We start from the raw sequence: 17,436 nt of genomic DNA, 5'->3' as shown, positions 1-17,436 counted from the left end.
ATCCGTGATGGATAAATTTGATACCATGCTGCTCTTCACCCGCATTGTAGAGCTTCAAAGCTTCAGTCAGGCCGCGGACCAGCTAGGGATCCCCAGAGCGACGGCCAGCAATGCAATAAAAAGCCTGGAGAAAAACCTGGAGTGTCGTCTGCTGGAGCGGACGACCAGACACGTGCGGGCCTCGCTGGATGGCGAGGCATTTTATGAACGCTGCGTGCATATTCTTTCTGAACTGGACGATGCGGAGTCTTCCCTGCGTCATTCCGGCGTAAGACCACAGGGGATTTTGCGCGTGAATCTTCACGGGGCCCATGCGACCCGCATTGTACTGCCCCGTATTGACGAGTTTCACGCCCGCTATCCCGCCATCAGGCTGGTTATCAGCAGTGGGGATCGTCTGGTCGATCTGATTCGGGAAGGCGTTGACTGCGCCGTACGCGCGGGCAAGCTCTTTGATTCATCATTAATTGCCCGGCCTTTAGCCCAGATGCCTCAGGTTATCTGCGCCAGTCCGGACTATCTTCGTAAGCACGGCCGACCGATGACCCCTGACGATCTGCTTTCTCACCAGAGCGTCAATTTCTTTTCCACCAGCCGGGGTAAGAACTATCCTCTAGAACTCATTGTTAACGGTAAAGAGAAAAGCTATCCGACCAAAGGCTGGATGACAGTGAATGACGCAGAAAATTACGTTATTTGCGCGTTGCGTGGATGTGGGCTGGTTCAGCTTCCACGTTATCATGTGGACGATGCCCTTCGGGATGGCCTGCTACAGGAAGTGTTAAGTGACTGGAAAAGCCCGGCCATGCAACTTTCGGCTATCTATCCACAGCACCGACAGCTGTCTCCCCGTGTCCGGATTTTTGTAGACTGGCTGGTTTCTCTCTACCGGGAACGCTTTGAGGTGAACGCTTAATGGCTGCGTAAACCGTCGCTCACGTTGACTGCGCCGCGGGATCGGCAAGCATCGCATCGGCGATATCCAGCATAACCCGCAGGCGATCCATATGTCGGAGGTCAGAGTGATACCCTACCCATATATCTTTGGACGGCGGTGGCTCCGGCATGCTGATAGCCGCTAAGCCGGTGATGGCATCACCAAGCGGACGCGGTAACACGGCGATGCCCATTCCGCGCTGGCACATCTGTGCCTGTACGGCCCGGCTGGTACTGGTGAACACACGTCGTGACTGGGGGAACCTGTCAAGCAGCCAGGCGACGTCAGAGAAGTGGGATTGTGCCGTGTTCATCAGAATAAGCCCCACTGCGGCCGGATCACGTCGGGCGGTATCGGCGATTTCCGGCGTTCCATATAGCGCATAGGGGATGCGCATCAGGCGGCGCTGGACAATATCCGGTTCGGTAAAGGGAACGATGCGAAACGCAATGTCGGCATCACGCCGCGACAGGTTAAGTAAGCGGTAGCTTGCGATAAGCTCCGGCACAATCGCCGGATGGCGGCGCGTCAGTTCCTCCAGGACCGGTGCGAGTACATAGTTGGCAAACCACTCTGCTGAAGAGATCCGCAATATCCCTTCAAGACGTTCGTGATTACCGGCGAGACGCCGCTCCATCGCCAGCGCGGAGTTTTCCATCGCTTCTGCCAGCTTCAGCACCCTGTCGCCGGCGTCGGTCAAAACCAGACCCTCCTGTGTCCGGCGAAATAGCGCTTGCTGCGCCTCTTCCTCAAGCGCCTTTATCCGGCGACCAATCGTCGGATGGCTCACACCCAGGCTTCGTGCCGCCTCGCCGAAAGAGCCCTTACGCATAACTGCAAGAAATACCCGGACGTCGCCCCATTCCATGCCAGTGTCTCACCGTACAAAAATGAACATTGAATATACAAAAGTGGCAGTTCCAAAACAACTTTGTCGATATCACTATAGCGTCCTCACCCCCCCAGTCAGGAAATGAATGACATGTACAAATTAAAAGACAAAGTGGCGATTGTAACCGGTGGTTCCAAAGGCATCGGAGCCGGGATTGCCCGTCAACTGGCGGCTGACGGCGCGAAGGTTATTGTCAATTACGCGTCAGGCAAAAGTAGTGCTGATCACGTCGTTGCCGATATACAGGCTGCCGGTGGGCAGGCGGTAGCGGTCGCGGCGGATGTCACCCGTCAGGCTGAGGTTGAGGCGCTGGTTAACGCGGCCATCGACATTTTCGGGCGGCTGGACATTGTGGTGAACAACGCCGGCATTTATGAGTTCGCCCGCATTGAAGAGAGCACAGAGGCACTCTACCGCAGACAATTCGACATCAATGTTCTGGGCCCGCTATTAATGTCCGGCGCTGCTGCGCCGCATCTGAATAAAGGCAGTAGCATCATTAACATCAGTTCGTTCGTCACCCGCGTCTTTATCGCCGAGAGTGCCATCTACAGCGGCACCAAAGGGGCGATCGATGCTATTACCGGGGTACTGTCACGAGAACTCGGCCCCCGGGGAATTCGCGTCAACGCGGTCAACCCTGGCCTTATCGAAACGGAAGGCAGTCATAGTGCAGGCGCGATGAACTCGGACTTCCAGACATGGAATGAAAAGCAGACCCCACTCGGCCGCATCGGTCAGGTGCAGGATGTTGCGCCGATCGTCTCATTTCTCGCATCAGACGATGCGGGATGGATCACCGGTGAGGTGATTCTTGCCTCTGGTGGCATGCGCTAACGCCCTGCCTCTCAATCTCTGCACATAACCATTACCTGTGGAGTGTTCCATGTCGCCCCCTATCCTCCCGCAAGCCGAGCCGCGTCGCTGGGCAATGTTTGTCATCCTGCTGGTTGGTGCATTTTTGCCCCCGCTCGATTTTTTTATCGTCAATGTTGCGCTGCCTGCTATTCAGGACGAGCTGAGCGCTTCTTCCTCTGCTGAACAGCTGGTCATTTCGTCCTATGCAGCCGTGTATGCCGTAACCTTAATTACCGGCGGCCGTCTGGGTGATATTTATGGTCGTGGGAAGATGTTTTTTATAGGGCTTATCGGTTTTGCGGCGGCATCGCTGCTGTGCGGTTTAGCCTGGTCACCATGGGTACTGATTAGTGGACGCGTGTTACAGGGTGCTACGGCCGCGATTATGGCGCCTCAGGCACTGGCTTCCGTACAGGCCATTTTTCCGGAAGCGGAAAAACCGTTCGCGTTGAGTATCTATGGCGCTGTATTTGGCCTGGCCTCGGTTATCGGGCAGGTAGTGGGCGGTATCCTGATCTCAGCGGATCTGTTTCACCTGGGATGGCGGGCTATTTTCCTCGTTAACTTGCCGGTGGCGCTGCTGGTCATTCTCTTCGGGTTGCCACTGCTGAAAGAGACGCGTGCGCCATCCGCACAACGACTGGACCCGGTCGGCATGTTACTGGCGACCGCCACGTTGAGTGCGCTGATTGTGCCATTAATTGAAGGCCGTGAAGCGGGATGGCCCTGGTGGACATGGCTATCATTTCTGGCTGTCCCGCTGCTGGCGTCGCTGTTATGGCGTTATGAGCGTCGCCTTAGCCAGAACGGCGGTTCGCCTCTGCTTGATCCGGTCGTATTACGCGCGCCGGGGCTGGGCCAGGGGCTGGCGATCGTTTTGCTGTTTTATTCTATCGGGGCCTTCTTTCTTTTGTTCTCCGTTTATCTACAAGATGCGTTGCAGTTAAACGCCCTGACTGCGGGCCTGCTTTTTCTGCCTTTTGGCGTGGGTTTTCTGATCGGTCCGTTGCTAACACCTTATCTGAGGCGTTTTGTCGGCAATTACCTGAGCGCAATCGGGATGGGATGCGAGACGTTGGGGTTAACAGGCCTGGCAGGGTTGATTGCCCATACCATGACGGGTAGCGCACCGGCCATGCTGCCGCTCGCTGTATTGCTTTTTATCACCGGCCTCGGCCAGGGACTGGCGATGCCGACGCTGGTCCGGATGGTGACAGGCCGCGTTGCACCGGCGTTTTCAGGCATGATTGCCGGAGTAACCAGCTCGACACTCCAAATCAGCACTGCACTGAGCGTCGCCGTCATCGGTGGCATTTTTTACAGCATGCTGGACACCGGCAGAAGCGGTGCAAATATTACGCATGCCTTTATCGTCGCCCTTCTGGCGATGGCGATATGCCTGGCCACGGGTGCCGCGCTAAGCATCCGGCTTACCCGGCAGGCCTCCGGTTTATTTTCTGCTGCGAGCGGCGCGTCTATCAAGTAACGTAACAGACAATCAACTGGCTGAGGCGTGGACATCCTTGCTCATGTTCCTCCCCAGCGTGCCGTTTACCCGCAGCAGGTACTCATGCGTCAACCTGAGAAAAAATCATGAAAAAATCGATAGTCCCTGAAGAATTCCAACATTATTTCGATGACTGGCACTTCTCGCCTGTCATCGAAGCAGATGGCACGGTGTATCTCTCTGGTGTTACCGCGGCACGGAAGGACAAACCGATAAGTCAGCATCCGGAAGAACAATTCCATGATGCGTTTTATAAGCTTGGTGTTTATTTGAAAGCCGCAGGCTTAGGGTATGAAAATATTCTTGAGATGACCACTTTTCATATTGATCTAAAAAAACATATAGACGTTTTTTCTAAAGTGAAAGATGAATATGTAAAGGCGCCCTACCCGGCATGGACCGCCATAGGCGTATCAGCGTTCATTCCAGAAAATGCGCTGGTGGAAATGCGGATTGTGGCTAAAAAGTAGTGCCACCGTGTGTCCCCAAATCACCCCGGGTACGAACCGGATCGACTTAAGCGCCGCAAGGTCTGCTACGAACAAACGGCAGACCTCGACGAGACGACAATGTCTTCATCAACTGCAATAGGCTATGTTTACAGATTCAGAAACCCTGGCAATGGCACTGCGGCCAGAAAATGGGACTTGCCGATGAATGCAGAGAACCTTCCTGTGGTACTTATCCCGGGATTTATGCTTGATGAAACACTGTGGGACGATTTTATCACCGCATTTCCCGAGCGCAGGCTCTTTATACCTGCGAGCCTGGGCCAGGGAACCACAATCCAGGATATTGCCGCTAATATAGTCCAGAAACTACCGGAGCGTTTTGTGCTGGCCGGCTTTTCTCTAGGTGGTTATGTTGCCAGGGCTATTTATGAGGCTTTTCCGGAACGGACAGCAGCGATGATCCTCATTGCCACGTCTCTCAGAGAGGATTCGGCAGAACAGATAAATACCCGTGTTGCTGCAGCGAATATCAATTCCTCCAGAGAATTTAGTGGGCTGAGCACAATGGCCATTAGAAAATCACTTCATGCTGATCTCGCCAGTAATACGGCCATTATTGAGAAAATCCGTAATATGGGAAAAAGGCTGGGAGCCGATGTATTCAGAGTCCAGTCAGGGCTAAACCGCGAGCGAATATCATTAAAACCCATTTCATGCCCGACCTACGTTATTGCAGCGAAACATGATCGGCTGCGTTCAACAGAAGAGGCAGAAGAACTCGCCAGGCTAACCGGAACCTGTGTGGATTATGTTGACGGTTGTGGACATCTTATTCCTCTGGAAAAACCGGATGAACTGGCCCAGCGTGTGTCCAGATGGCTCGATAAAACAGGCCTTTAAAATAACGTTGATGCAAACAGAGTCCCCCTATTCTCTGCGAATAAAACGCCAGGTCGTTTTTCTGATTTGTCTGCTTCTGGCCTCTGCTACGCATTTTCGGCTATCGGAGTTGGGAAATCGACAGTGACCAGCAGCCCGCCTTCTGCAGACGTACACAGGCCTACGCTGCTGTTGTGTTGCTGTGCAACCGCGTTGACGATTGCTAGCCCCAGTCCACTCCCGCTTTGCATCTGGTTGGGGTCGCGAAAAAATCGGTCGAACACACGCTCCCTCAATTCAGGCCGAATACCGGGTCCGGCATCTGAGACACGAAGCTGCGTGGCTTTATCCCGCGATCGTATCTCTACTTCAACCCGTCCACCCTCAGGGCTGTACTTGACTGCGTTCTCAATCAAATTGTCAATCAGCGACATCAGGCGCTCCCTGATGCCTGTGATCCAGACTTCATCATCAGAGACGAATTCAAGCTCTATCCTGCGCTCCGTAGCCAGCGGTTCCAGTGCCGCCATTCGCTCCTGAATGAGCGTCGTCAGCGGCACTGGCTGCATAACGGTATCAATACGTGCTTCACTGTGCATCATCAGCAATAATTGATTGACGAGTCGGGCGGCCCGGCTGTTGCTGCGAATAATCCCCGCCAGTAATTCCTGTTGAGTCTCATTGCTTACATACGACTGCAGCGCCTCCACGTTGATTCGCATTGCAGCCAGAGGAGTACGCAGCTCGTGAGCGGCATCAGCAATGAAAATCCGTTCCCTTTCCGCGCTTTCGCGCACCCTGGCAAGAAACACGTTTATCGCGTCCACCATTTGGCGAAGCTCCCTGTGTTTTGGCATGGCTTTTAATGGAGAGAGATCGTCTGGCGTTCGCAAGGATATTTCATTTACGACCTTGCTCCAGGGTCGCATTGCAATACGAATTGACAGCCACGCGGGAAATAAAAGAAAAGGAATGCACACCAGTAGCGGCAATATGTAATAGCCACGCGAGTTCAGGTAGATAAAGAAGTTCCAGCCTCCGGCAGGCGTCACAAGTGTCACCTCCACATCGGAGTTCCCGGATTTGAGCGTACGGCTGGTCCAGGTGCGCCCCTCACTCTCAATACGCTGTAATTCCCCCAGTTGGGTGTTTACGACCCCTGTTGGTGCGCCATCAGATGAATAAATTATCTCGTTATGTTTGCGAATAATGAGGCTGATTGACAGTTCGGGATCTTCACCTCCGCCATATCCCTCCCGCAACGCCTTACTGAACGTGTTCAGCACATCGGTGCGTTCCTGGGGGCGATCGTCCATACTGTCCACCAGCGTAAAAAGGGTTTCGTAGGTCTTACTGCCCGTTAATATCGGGGGGCTACGCAAGTCCTCCCACAAAACAAAAGTCAAAAAAAGACACCACAGCAAGGTCAGCAGCAGCATCTGGGCGATGATGATTCGCCGTACGAGCGTGGGGAGTCTCAGGGTGCGCCAGATATTTCGCATCAATCACCGCCTTTGTAGATCGGTACAGTATCAATGACATACCCCACCCCTCTCACCGTTCGCACATAACCGTCCCCGATTTTTCGACGCAAATTCCCCATATGCACGTCGAGAGCATTACTCAGATTTTCTTTGGTGCCGAAGATTCTTTCTTCCAGAAATCGTCGTGTAAGCACGCGGTCAGCGCGCAACATTAACGTTTCAAGCAGCGCGTATTCGCTTGCCGTCAACTCCACGTGACGGGCACTCACCGTCACGCGACGCGTTGGCACATGCAGAGATAACCCTCTGATTTCTATTGCCTCATTCTGAAAACCGTAACTGCGGCGCGCAAGCGCTCTTACCCTAGCCAACAACTCGGCGAGAATAAAAGGTTTAACAAGGTAATCGTCTGCACCGGCATCCAGCCCGCACAGGCGATCCTGTAGCGTGCCTCGAGCAGTCAGGATGATGACAGGGATCCCCTTGAACTGTTGCCGCAAGCAGGTCATCAGGCCCATGCCATCGCCATCGGGCAGTCCCAGGTCGAGCAATATCAGTTCTGGCACGCAGGCATCAAGCTGATGCAGCGCATCCTCTTTGCGGCGAACCCATATGACATCAAATCCTTGATCTGCAAGGGCGATCCGCACGCCATTGCCCAGATCCAGGTCGTCTTCGATTAGTAGAATTTTCACATTGGTTACGGTATCAACAGTGAATGAAGAACGTCTTAAGAAAAAAACGGTTTCGATAAATCTATCAGGTTTACTGCAGCGGTACTTGCTTCAGCGTTTCTTCATTTTCGGCTCATAAGAACCTTAGGGTGCGTATTCAAACTGAGAAAACTGGCGTGAATAACCGCTTGTATCGTCATCATTTGAATCCACAAGGACTTCTTTAATGAAAAACATCGCACTGCGTCATCAGTTTCCTCCTTTGCTCCCGCCTCGCAGCCTGAAAAAAATAGTGCCGGGAGTCGTTCTGGCGTTTCTGACCACCCCGACACTGGCGGCAGAACAGAACCAGGGTAACGTGTTGACCCTGGGGGGAGGTGTGGATATTGCGCCACGCTATTCTGGTTCGGATAAAAGCCGCGCCGCTACAGCATTAGTGCTTGATTACTCCATGGCAAATGGCGTCTTTATCAGCACCACGCGGGGTATCGGTTACGGTAACAGTGTCGGTAAACTGGAGTACAACGCTGCGCTGAGCTACCGCGCTGGTCGCAAGGATCGTGACGTGAACAGCGATTCAATAAGCTCCGGCAGTGACGACTTGCGGGGTATGGGTGACGTCAAAGGCTCGGCCATCATTGTGCCCGGACTGGGGTATAAGGTGACCGACTGGCTGAGTGTGCAATTGCAGGCTGAAGTGCCGGTTTCTGAAAGAAACAACGGTGAGGCCCTGCACTTCGGTATTATCAGCCCGCTTTATACATCACCGAAAAATTCCCTGACGCTGGCCCTGACCACCAGTTGGGGATCCAGCAAATACATGCAGACTTACTACGGGGTGAATGCCGCACAGTCAGCAGCATCGGGGTTTTCCCGACATGATGCTGGATCCGGTATTTATGCTTATTCGCTGAATGTGGACTGGACCCACAAGCTCACCCCGGACTGGAGCGTAGCTGTCGCAACAGGTGTTACGCAGTTGACGGGAGATGCAGGCAATAGCCCCATTGTTCAACGAAAAACATCGCCCACGGGAAGTTTGAAAGTGACGTACAGCTTCTGATCGTGATGGGATGAGTGCTTCCCGACGACTTCTCGCTCTGAACTCTCAATAAATATGTATTCGTCCCGCCCCTGTCAGATAACGGGGCGGCACTCAACACGCCCTGATGACCCCCTGACTCGGGGCATCAGAATCGATGATGCACTCTGGCGATCAGGCAGCTTTAACGGCTCTGATTTTTTTACTGCCAGCCGCATCTGGCTCGGGGTTATCTGTGGCAGTGGCGGCATTGAAATCGGGAAGCTTGCTGGTACGCAGAATATGCTGCACGGCCTCTTTCTGCTCGGCGAGATACAGCCCAAGATTTTCAGCCTGCGTTTCATCCATCTGCATTCCGCTTTGCAACAGCCAGTCGGTGAACGCTTCTGCCATGTCGAGCAGTTTGTCGTGAGCGTCAGCCTCTTTTTTACTGGCAAATGTCATTTTCTCTTCACCTTTTCGTACGACAACATATTTTGTTTCAACAGCCATTACGCACCTCTCATACTGTATTTATATACAGTATAGCATGTCCAGAATTGTGTTGCAGTCAAATTGTACTTTCGTTTTAGCCCGAGCCTGCAGACCACTGTGTCAGTAGCGCATGCAGTTTGGCTGGCTCCAGCGGCTTACGCAACACCAGGTAGCCTTCCTGCTCCGCTTCCAGCAGAACCGGCGAGTTAAACTCCCCGCTGACCATCGCGCCGCTCATGTCGGGCAGACGTTCGAAAAGTGCTTTCAGGATGTCGAACCCGCTTTCGCCGGATCGCAGGCGCTGGTCGCACAGTACAGCAAATGGCGTGAAACCGTCGTCAATGATGGCAAAAGCGTCTTCGGCCGAGGCCGCGCAGCGCACGTTAATCCCCCAGAGGCTCATCAGGCTCTCCCAGGCGGACGTCACCAGCGGATCGTCGTCAACGATCAGGCAGGAGCCATGCAGTGGCGCATAGCGTACCGGTGTAGCGATGTTGTCACCGGCGGGCAGTGGATCCACCGCTTTCACGTCACCCGTGTATTGCGTAAAGCGCATCCAGAAGCGTGAACCTTTGCCTTCAATGGAGTGCATTCCATACTTCACGTTCATCAGCTTGGCACAGCGGGCAACCACCGCCAGGCCCAGCCCGTGCCCTGCGCTGTCGATCTTCCATGCCAGCTCGGGGCGGTAGTAAGGCGAGAAGATTTTGCTTTTTTCGTCGTCGGCGATCCCCACCCCGGTGTCCCATACTTCCACCAGACACTCGACACCGCGCGGACGGATGGCAACCAGCACACCGCCCTGTTGCGTATAGCGAAGGGCATTTTGTATCAGGTTAATCAAGGACTGACGCACCAGCAGCGGGTCCCCCATCACGAAGAGGCGACGTTTGGGCCGCCAGGTTCGCAGCCGCAGTGCGCGACTGTTGGCCTCTTCGCGAAACAGGGTGATCACCGAGTCGAGAAGCGTGCCGATGTCCATGCGTGTAGGGGCGGTCATTACATTGCCAGATTCAATTTTGCTGAGATCGAGCAGGGAATTGAACATCAGGTGCACCGAACGAACGCTCTGTTGCAGGTCAAGCAGCTGTGGCGTCAGGCTGTCGTCCTGGTTTCTGTGGATAATGGCTTCGATCAAAAAGCCCATGGCATGCACTGGCTGGCGCAGATCGTGGCTGGCGGTCGTCAGGAACTGATTTTTATCGAGCAACGCCTGTTCCGCTTCTTCTTTGGCCTGCCGGAACTGCTCCGCCAGGCGTGAGCTTTGCTCTTCCAGCAGCGCTTGCTGGATAAAAAACGCGTGGGACGTTAACGCATGGCGATAGATTGCGAAGCCGTACAGCAGGTTCAGCATCAGCACGATGAACATCAGGTCATCCAGTCGCAGGATGATACCGAGAGTCAGAACCCCCCAGGAGGCAAAGAAAAACCGTGTGAAGGTGCTGATGACCGGCGTCAGATGCGTCGCATTGGCAGCGACAATAGCGGCAATGCTGATATTAAGGAGCAGGAAAAAGTCAAAATTCTGCGTCTGCGGGGTAATTAAATAGAGTGATGAAATCCCCAGCCCGTGAAAAAAGGCCACCTTATTAATGCGCGGAAGCCAGCGGCGCAGGACGGCCTCATCATCATTTTCTTTAACCTCTCGCTGATAGCGCCGATGCACTATTCGGATCGCCACAGCACAGAGCAAGTAAATTATTATCCAGATAATGGTGGGACCCAGATCGTCCCCCAGCAAATGGATCCAGATAGCGAAAGGAATGCCGACAAAAGGCACAGCGCTAAAGCTGAATACCAGCCGCAGAAACGTATTATTCAGCAGGCGAATTTGCGCGGGGGGAGAGATGCCATCGTTCTGTAAGCCCTGGAAAAACCTCATTCCGACGGCTCCCGTTTGCCATGCAGTAGCGTGATGGCTTCCACCCGACTGTTAACGCCTATCTTTTTCAGAATATTGCTGATGTGTTCTTTTACCGTGGGTTCAGAAATAGAAAGCTGGGCGGCAATTCTTTTATTTGGCAGGCCGCGCATAATCATATTCAAAACATCAATTTGCCGCGGCGTTAAGTTAAATTTACTTAACTGCTCATTATTCGTCTTAACGGCACATTCGTTTGCACAAGGAAACCATGTCAGATTATCCGCCAGGGCAAAAACGGCCCGTGAGAATAATTCAGGAGGTTCGCTTTTCAATACGAAACCGTGTCCTCCGGCCGTATGCACTTTCTGCCAGATATCGTTATTTTCATCCCCACTGACGACCAGGAGGCGCACCTGAGGGTAAAGCTGTTTCACTTCTTTGAGTAATTTCAACGCCGTACCGGAAGATAGCCAAAAATCGATTACCAGTAAACGTGGCGGGCCATTTTCCCTAATATGACGGTAGCAATCTTCTTCATTCGTCACGACATACGCCTGTTTGAACCGGCAATGTGTAATCAGAAAATTGGCGATGCCGCTTGCTACCAATGGATGATCATCAACGACCAACGCATAATTCTGCCCCAAAGGAATCTCCTTTCACCTTCGCGTATCTGAGAGTACAGATGAATTATTATCGACCCACCCTACTTTAGGAGGGTTTTTTCAATTAGGAAAGAGAAATATATTACCCGCTGATTTGGGTAATAGAAAACATAAATACAATCAGTGATTTTAACTGGTTGGATATAAAGGATAATTTATGAAAAGACCACTAATCGCTTTAACCGTTACGTTGATGCTAGCCGGTTGTTCCACCCTGAAAACCGATCAGGCTATTCCATTGCTGCAGGCGGAAACCGCTAAAATGCTGGGGCTGGGCTCGTCGGACGAAATAACGGTGACCAACGTGAATGGTGCCCAGCCGGATGCGTTGGGCGGCCAAAAACTTTCTTATCGCGCCACGACAGAAAAAGGGCGAATTTTCGATTGCTCATCAATGATGATGCCTGGAATTTTAGGATCTGCGCCGACGCTAAGCGCGCCGACCTGTACGCCGGTTGTCACGCATAAATAATTTCCTCAATACCAAAAGGCGTACAAATAATAACGCCTTTTAAATTTCCCGACACATTTGAGTTTCATATAAAAACGATTTTCCAGACATCATGCCAATGAGTACGGAGATAGCCCGTGAATAACTCTACATCGCATTCTTTAGCGGTTAAGACACCGCTTTCCAGACTTTACCTCGCTCTATTTTCCGCACCGCTGTTGATGCTCTCCCCTGCCGATTTCGCTCGCGCAGCGGATGCCATTTTTGACGGCGACGCGCGTGTTACCGAATCTTTAGGCTACACCGGCGATGTTTACGTCGGCCGTAACCAACGCGGAAACCTGCTGATCGATAATGGCAAAATCACTGCCTATAACATCAATATCGGTCGACTGTTCAACGGCCAAATTTATGAAAGCGCGGTCACGGTCCGCGGACCAAACGCCGAGCTGAACGCGGTTAACGATCAGTACATTCTGCGTGGTGGCCTGAATCTTGGCCTGGGCACCCTGCGAGTCGAAGACGGTGCGCTGGCCAGCGCGAAGGAGATCGTGGTCGGTACCACCCGTGGCTACGACAGCCACCTAATCGCTACGGGCGCCGGTTCACGCGTAGTGAGTAATTTTCTCAGCGTTGGCACTGACCTGGGAGCCCGCTCCACGCTGGCGATTGAAAACGGTGCGTCGCTCAACACCACCTACGATGCCCGTATCGGCAATGGTTCCGGCCCAGATGAAACCGACAAGCTGAGCCCGAAAGCCACCGTCACGGGATCCGGTTCGCAATGGAATGTTGGCCGTACGCTCACGCTTTATGGCGATCTGGACGTGCTCAACGGCGGAGCGGTTAACGTGGGCAACATTCAGGTGGCGGGCGTCTCTGGCGCACGTAAAACCGCCGAGCTGGTCATCGCGGGCGAGGGCTCGCGCTTTACCAGTGCCAGCAGCGTTAGCGTTGGCGATTACGGCAATGGCGTACTGTCGGTCATGGACGGCGGTGCATTTTCCGCTGGCGGTAATGAGCTGGTAATAGGGATGACGGGTTCCGGCTCGAACCGGGGCGCGCTGATAATCGGCAGCCGCGGCAATATGGACTCCGGCACCGGTTTAACGGAGCCGACGCTCAGCGCGGCGGGCGGCGCGGGCACTCTTGATGCGAAGACGGCAATCAGCCTTCGGGGTGGGTTATTCGGCAGCTATGTCTATTTCAACCATACCGACGGAAATTACGTTTTCAGCAACAAGATGAGCGGCGAAGGTGAAGTGATCAATACCTCCGGTCAGACCACGCTGAACGGCGATCTTTCAGGGCTCAAGGCGAACGTGACCGCGCGCGGTGGAAAAGTCATTATTGCCAGCAATATCAACACCCAACCCGAAGACGATATTTTTGATGTGCAGACGCTTAGCGCCGAGAACGGCGGCACGCTGATCCTCAACGCGACGGCGGGATCGGAGGTCAGTAACGGACAAGGTTACAGCAGCGCCGCGTCGATCAAAGCCGGCGGCACGCTGGGCGGTAACGGCACGCTGGGCCAGACAGAGATCCTCTCCGGCGGCCATATCTCGCCCGGTGATGGCACTATCGGCACGCTGACGCTGAAACGCTACCTGAACTTTGTGGGTGAATCGTTCTATGACGTTGATATCGCCGGTGACGGCCGCAGCGATCAGTTACTGGTGTCTGGCAAAACGACCATCAGCGATCAGGCTAAAGTACAGGTTACCGCACTGGATCCGCAGACCAGCTACAAAACGGGCCAAAGCTATCGCATTCTAACCTCCGAGGGGGGAATTGACGGCCAGTTCGCCGGGGCCATCTCCAAATCCGCCTTCCTGGACGTGGCACTGAAACAGAGCACCGACGCTGTCGATCTCACCATCGCGCAGAAAGAGACCGGCGGAGAGAATCCTGGGGGTGAAAATCCTGGGGGTGAAAATCCGGGTGGTGAGAATCCGGGCGGTGAGAACCCTGGGGGTGAAAATCCGGGTGGTGAGAATCCGGGCGGTGAGAATCCAGGTGGCGAGAATCCAGGCGGCGAGAATCCAGGCGGCGAGAATCCAGGCGGCGAGAATCCAGGTGGAGAAAATCCAGGAAGCGGTAAACCGGGTATTTTCCAGACGGTGGCCAACACCAGCAACCAGTGGAATACCGCCGGCGCGCTTTCCACGCTGACACAAAACGGCCCTTCCCTGGCGCTGTATAACTCTCTGCTGGTACTCAGCGCACCGCAAGCGCGCGAGGCGTTCAACCAGCTGTCAGGTGAAGTTTACCCGTCGGTACAGTCTAACCTGATCGCCGGCAGCACTCAGCTGTTCAACGTACTGAACCAGCGCATGCAGCGCGCGTTCGATAATGACAGTCTGCCGATACCGCCGTTAGCGATGTCGCTGGTACAACAGCCGGAGCAACAAAATAACGGCGTATGGGGCCAGACCTTCAGTTCCTGGAGCAGAACGCGCGACAACGGTAACGCAGGCAAGCTGGACGGCAACACCACCGGCTTCCTGCTGGGCGCGGATCGCAAGTTGGCTGACCATAACGTACGTGTCGGGGGGTACTTCGGCTATAGCCGTGGTGATTACGACGTCGATAGCCGTCGTTCATCCACGGATACCGACAACTATCACCTTGGCCTGTATGCCGCAGCGCAACAGAATGCGTTCTCACTTCGCGGCGCACTGGGTTACACCTGGCACAAGATTGAAGGCGAGCGCAACGTTGATTTCAGTGGTTTCTCGGACCGCCTGAAGTCAGATTACGACGCCAACTCGCTGCTGGCGTTTACCGAGGCGGGCTACCGTTTTGGCCAGCCGGCGATGAATGTTGAACCGTTTATCAACCTGTCCTGGATTCGACTGCATACCGACAGTTTCAGGGAAGATGGCGGTGCCGCCGCGCTGAGCGTGCGTAATGAAACGATGAACACCTTCTACTCCACGCTCGGGATGCGCGGCGTCACCGAGCTGCCGAAAAACGTTAACCTGTATGGTTCGTTGGGTTGGCAGCACGCCTACGGGGATAAAAACACCTCATCGCGGATGGCATTTGCCGGCAGTGATGCGTTCATCACCCAGGGCCAGGCCGTTGATGAGGACGTGATGGTGGGCGATATCGGCGTCAGCGTACAGCTGTCGCGCGCTGCGACGCTGGATGTCGGTTATCAGGGGCAACTCGGTCAAGACACCCGCATCAATTCGGTCAACGCTAACCTGCGTTGGTCGTTCTGATTACCCTTTTCAACATTTATACAGGCCCGCGTACTGCGGGTCTTTTTTTGTCCGTTTTCTGTCCATCGCATCCTGATGTCTGGTGAGGCTGACCTGTGCCCATTGGTTAACACACCAGGGTATTCGTCGTGAGCGTTTCGCCACGACAGCACACAATCGGATCTGTCGAATTACGTCAAAACACATATATGCTTAAATCAGAGAGCATTAATTAATGAAAGACATATTTCCCGTCAACACATATCAGGAGGCCTGTTTGCGAATTGAAACAACTCGATTGTGCCTTCGCCCGGTAATGGCATCAGACGTAGCGGATCTCTTCAGAATTTATGGTGATCCGGCGACGAACACGTTTAACCCCGCAGGCCCCTACCCGGATATTGATCATGCAAAAACGGTTCTCAATCGCTGGCTCGCCCACTGGCAAACTCACAGCTTTGGTAGCTTCGCCATATCGCTTCTCGAATCCCCTGAAAAAATCATCGGATTTGGTGGTCTGAGCATCCGTAGCTATGGCGATTGTGTGATTAACAATCTTGGATATCGGTTATCGACAGATGCCTGGGGAAAAGGCCTGGCGACAGAATTTGCTACACGCGCGGTAAGGTATGGTTTTGATGATAGGAAACTCACCGAGATCTCAGCCGTTGTCAGAGCTAACCATCTGGCGTCACAGAACGTTCTTGAGAAAACGGGACTGAGATATGTCAGAGATATACATGATATTAAAGACGCACCGCCGAGCCTTTTGTATTCACTCACCTTAACGGAGTGGATGAACAAAACCAGGTAAACATCACCGTCCGTCGTTAAGGTGAAAAGTACGCATACAGGTAAATGCCAGTGGGTTATGTTTTCACGTGAGCGTATATTAAAACGACAAACTCGTTGAGTATAAATTCATTTTAAGGCATGGAAGTTGAGGTCCTGGTGAGAAGACGTTATGTGATTGCAGATGTGTTTACTGATAAACCGTTTTGCGGTAACCCGGTAGCTGTCGTTCTGGATGCCGAGGGATTGACCACTGAGCAAATGCAGCTGCTCGCGTTAGAATTTGGCTACAGTGAAACGACGTTTGTTTTACCTCCTGAAGAACCATCACATACGGCTTGGGTACGGATTTTTACCCCGACGCGTGAAATCCCTTTCGCTGGTCATCCCAATATTGGGACTGCTTTTGTCCTGGCGTATCAGGCTGAACTGAATGGCGAATCGCTACCTGAAACGCTGATATTCGAAGAGGCTGCCGGGCGGGTACCTGTCAGGATTATCAGAGAAAATGCAAAGGTCACGGGTGCAGAGCTTCTTGTTCCGCAAGCTTTATCCTGCCACTCAGAAGTCAGTCCAGAAAACGTGGCGGCCTGCCTCTCTCTTGAAGCCAGTGATATACGCACTGAAATGCATATGCCTGTCGTCGCCTCTGTTGGCCTGCCTTTCTTGATTGCCGAACTCGCGACCCGAAATGCGCTTCGCTGTTGCGTACCCAATTTGCAGGGTTTCCGGGCTATTTTGCCCCTCGACGGTGCGGTGTCCATTTACGCCTATACGCTGGAAACGGATCCTGAAGACCCGTGTGATTTGCAGGCCCGGATGTTTACGCCACGCATGACCGAAGATCCGGCAACAGGCAGCGCGACTGGCGCAGTAACAGCTCTGCTGGCTCAGCTTCGCAATAAAAAAGAGCTCTCTCTTCGCGTAAGCCAGGGCGTTGATATGGGGCGCGCCAGCATATTATTTTCAGGTTATGACGGCACTGCAGAAAGCCCGTCAGTTCGGGTAGGAGGAAAAAGCGTTGTTGTCATGGAAGGCTCATTTACATTGCCCTGACGGCCGCGGTGAATGAGGTGCGGATGTCGCAATTTTTATCACACCCGATGAAGACTGACTCAGAGCATAGTGTATAAATCAATCAATGGAGAGCTGGTCATGAATATTGAGAGTACGAGCCAGTACCTCTTCAGGCCTGGCTCCCATAGTCATGTATTTTCCGTCAATCGGCAGAATAATTTTTAACTAAAAATCATAGC

General features: G+C 53.4%; 16 protein-coding genes. 10 read left to right on the top strand and 6 right to left on the bottom strand.

Going from position 1 to position 17,436, the window contains the following annotated elements:
- The first annotated feature begins 7 nt into the window (after positions 1–7).
- Positions 8–916: a LysR family transcriptional regulator gene (locus QRN24_RS01600; RefSeq protein WP_020885062.1), complete on the top strand. Its 909-nt coding sequence runs from the start codon at positions 8–10 to the stop codon at positions 914–916.
- 19 nt (positions 917–935) lie between these two features.
- Here QRN24_RS01600 and QRN24_RS01595 read toward each other — a convergent pair whose 3' ends face one another.
- Positions 936–1,805: a LysR family transcriptional regulator gene (locus tag QRN24_RS01595; RefSeq protein ID WP_284942254.1), complete on the bottom strand. Its 870-nt coding sequence runs from the start codon at positions 1,803–1,805 to the stop codon at positions 936–938.
- 114 nt (positions 1,806–1,919) lie between these two features.
- Here QRN24_RS01595 and QRN24_RS01590 point away from each other — a divergent pair, with 114 nt between their 5' ends.
- The 4 genes from QRN24_RS01590 (at position 1,920) to QRN24_RS01575 (ending at position 5,546) form a co-directional block, all read left to right on the top strand.
- On the top strand, positions 1,920–2,666 hold the full coding sequence (locus QRN24_RS01590; protein WP_020885064.1) for a glucose 1-dehydrogenase: 747 nt from the start codon (positions 1,920–1,922) through the stop codon (positions 2,664–2,666).
- Between the two features lie 49 nt (positions 2,667–2,715).
- Positions 2,716–4,173 (top strand): MFS transporter, encoded by a 1,458-nt coding sequence (locus QRN24_RS01585; protein WP_108647376.1) that lies wholly within the window; start codon positions 2,716–2,718, stop codon positions 4,171–4,173.
- Positions 4,174–4,280: 107 nt separating this feature from the next.
- Positions 4,281–4,664 carry a RidA family protein gene (locus QRN24_RS01580; protein ID WP_020885066.1) on the top strand — a complete coding sequence of 128 codons (384 nt, stop codon included), beginning with the start codon at positions 4,281–4,283 and terminating at the stop codon, positions 4,662–4,664.
- A gap of 99 nt (positions 4,665–4,763) precedes the next feature.
- Positions 4,764–5,546 (top strand): alpha/beta fold hydrolase, encoded by a 783-nt coding sequence (locus QRN24_RS01575; protein WP_284942253.1) that lies wholly within the window; start codon positions 4,764–4,766, stop codon positions 5,544–5,546.
- 86 nt (positions 5,547–5,632) lie between these two features.
- Here QRN24_RS01575 and QRN24_RS01570 read toward each other — a convergent pair whose 3' ends face one another.
- Both QRN24_RS01570 and QRN24_RS01565 read right to left on the bottom strand, forming a co-directional pair.
- Positions 5,633–7,027 carry a sensor histidine kinase gene (locus tag QRN24_RS01570; protein WP_284942252.1) on the bottom strand — a complete coding sequence of 465 codons (1,395 nt, stop codon included), beginning with the start codon at positions 7,025–7,027 and terminating at the stop codon, positions 5,633–5,635.
- Complete coding sequence (locus QRN24_RS01565; protein WP_020885069.1) at positions 7,027–7,704, bottom strand: response regulator; 678 nt, start codon at positions 7,702–7,704, stop codon at positions 7,027–7,029. Before QRN24_RS01565 ends, QRN24_RS01570 begins: the two co-directional genes overlap by 1 nt.
- A 205-nt stretch (positions 7,705–7,909) precedes the next feature.
- On the opposite strand from QRN24_RS01565, the gene QRN24_RS01560 reads away from it, so the two are divergent.
- Complete coding sequence (locus QRN24_RS01560) at positions 7,910–8,746, top strand: MipA/OmpV family protein (protein WP_284942251.1); 837 nt, start codon at positions 7,910–7,912, stop codon at positions 8,744–8,746.
- Positions 8,747–8,899: 153 nt separating this feature from the next.
- On the opposite strand, the gene QRN24_RS01555 is transcribed toward QRN24_RS01560, so the two are convergent.
- The 3 genes from QRN24_RS01555 to QRN24_RS01545 form a co-directional block, all read right to left on the bottom strand.
- Entirely contained in the window at positions 8,900–9,217 is a 318-nt protein-coding gene (locus QRN24_RS01555; RefSeq protein ID WP_044868194.1) for a YebG family protein, read from the bottom strand.
- 76 nt (positions 9,218–9,293) lie between these two features.
- Entirely contained in the window at positions 9,294–11,081 is a 1,788-nt protein-coding gene (locus tag QRN24_RS01550; RefSeq protein WP_284942250.1) for a hybrid sensor histidine kinase/response regulator, read from the bottom strand.
- The gene (locus QRN24_RS01545; protein ID WP_014169015.1) at positions 11,078–11,710 is read right to left on the bottom strand and encodes a response regulator transcription factor; all 633 of its coding nucleotides are present in this window, start codon (positions 11,708–11,710) and stop codon (positions 11,078–11,080) included. Before QRN24_RS01545 ends, QRN24_RS01550 begins: the two co-directional genes overlap by 4 nt.
- A gap of 175 nt (positions 11,711–11,885) precedes the next feature.
- Here QRN24_RS01545 and QRN24_RS01540 point away from each other — a divergent pair, with 175 nt between their 5' ends.
- The 4 genes from QRN24_RS01540 to QRN24_RS01525 all read left to right on the top strand — a co-directional run bounded on the left by QRN24_RS01540 (position 11,886) and on the right by QRN24_RS01525 (position 17,236).
- Complete coding sequence (locus tag QRN24_RS01540) at positions 11,886–12,200, top strand: lipoprotein (protein WP_014169014.1); 315 nt, start codon at positions 11,886–11,888, stop codon at positions 12,198–12,200.
- Between the two features lie 116 nt (positions 12,201–12,316).
- Positions 12,317–15,409 (top strand): autotransporter outer membrane beta-barrel domain-containing protein, encoded by a 3,093-nt coding sequence (locus tag QRN24_RS01535; protein WP_284942249.1) that lies wholly within the window; start codon positions 12,317–12,319, stop codon positions 15,407–15,409.
- Between the two features lie 256 nt (positions 15,410–15,665).
- A complete protein-coding gene (locus QRN24_RS01530; protein WP_223398338.1) occupies positions 15,666–16,202 on the top strand; it encodes a GNAT family N-acetyltransferase in 537 nt (178 codons plus the stop codon).
- A gap of 137 nt (positions 16,203–16,339) precedes the next feature.
- Positions 16,340–17,236 (top strand): PhzF family phenazine biosynthesis protein, encoded by an 897-nt coding sequence (locus QRN24_RS01525; RefSeq protein WP_032682045.1) that lies wholly within the window; start codon positions 16,340–16,342, stop codon positions 17,234–17,236.
- Positions 17,237–17,436: the final 200 nt, after the last annotated feature.

It is taken from the genome of Enterobacter sp. MEB024 (assembly GCF_030209635.1).
Taxonomy (GTDB): Bacteria; Pseudomonadota; Gammaproteobacteria; order Enterobacterales; family Enterobacteriaceae; genus Enterobacter; species Enterobacter ludwigii.
Note: the sequence above shows the minus strand (reverse complement) of the source record. Positions and strands in the feature narration are given on the sequence as shown.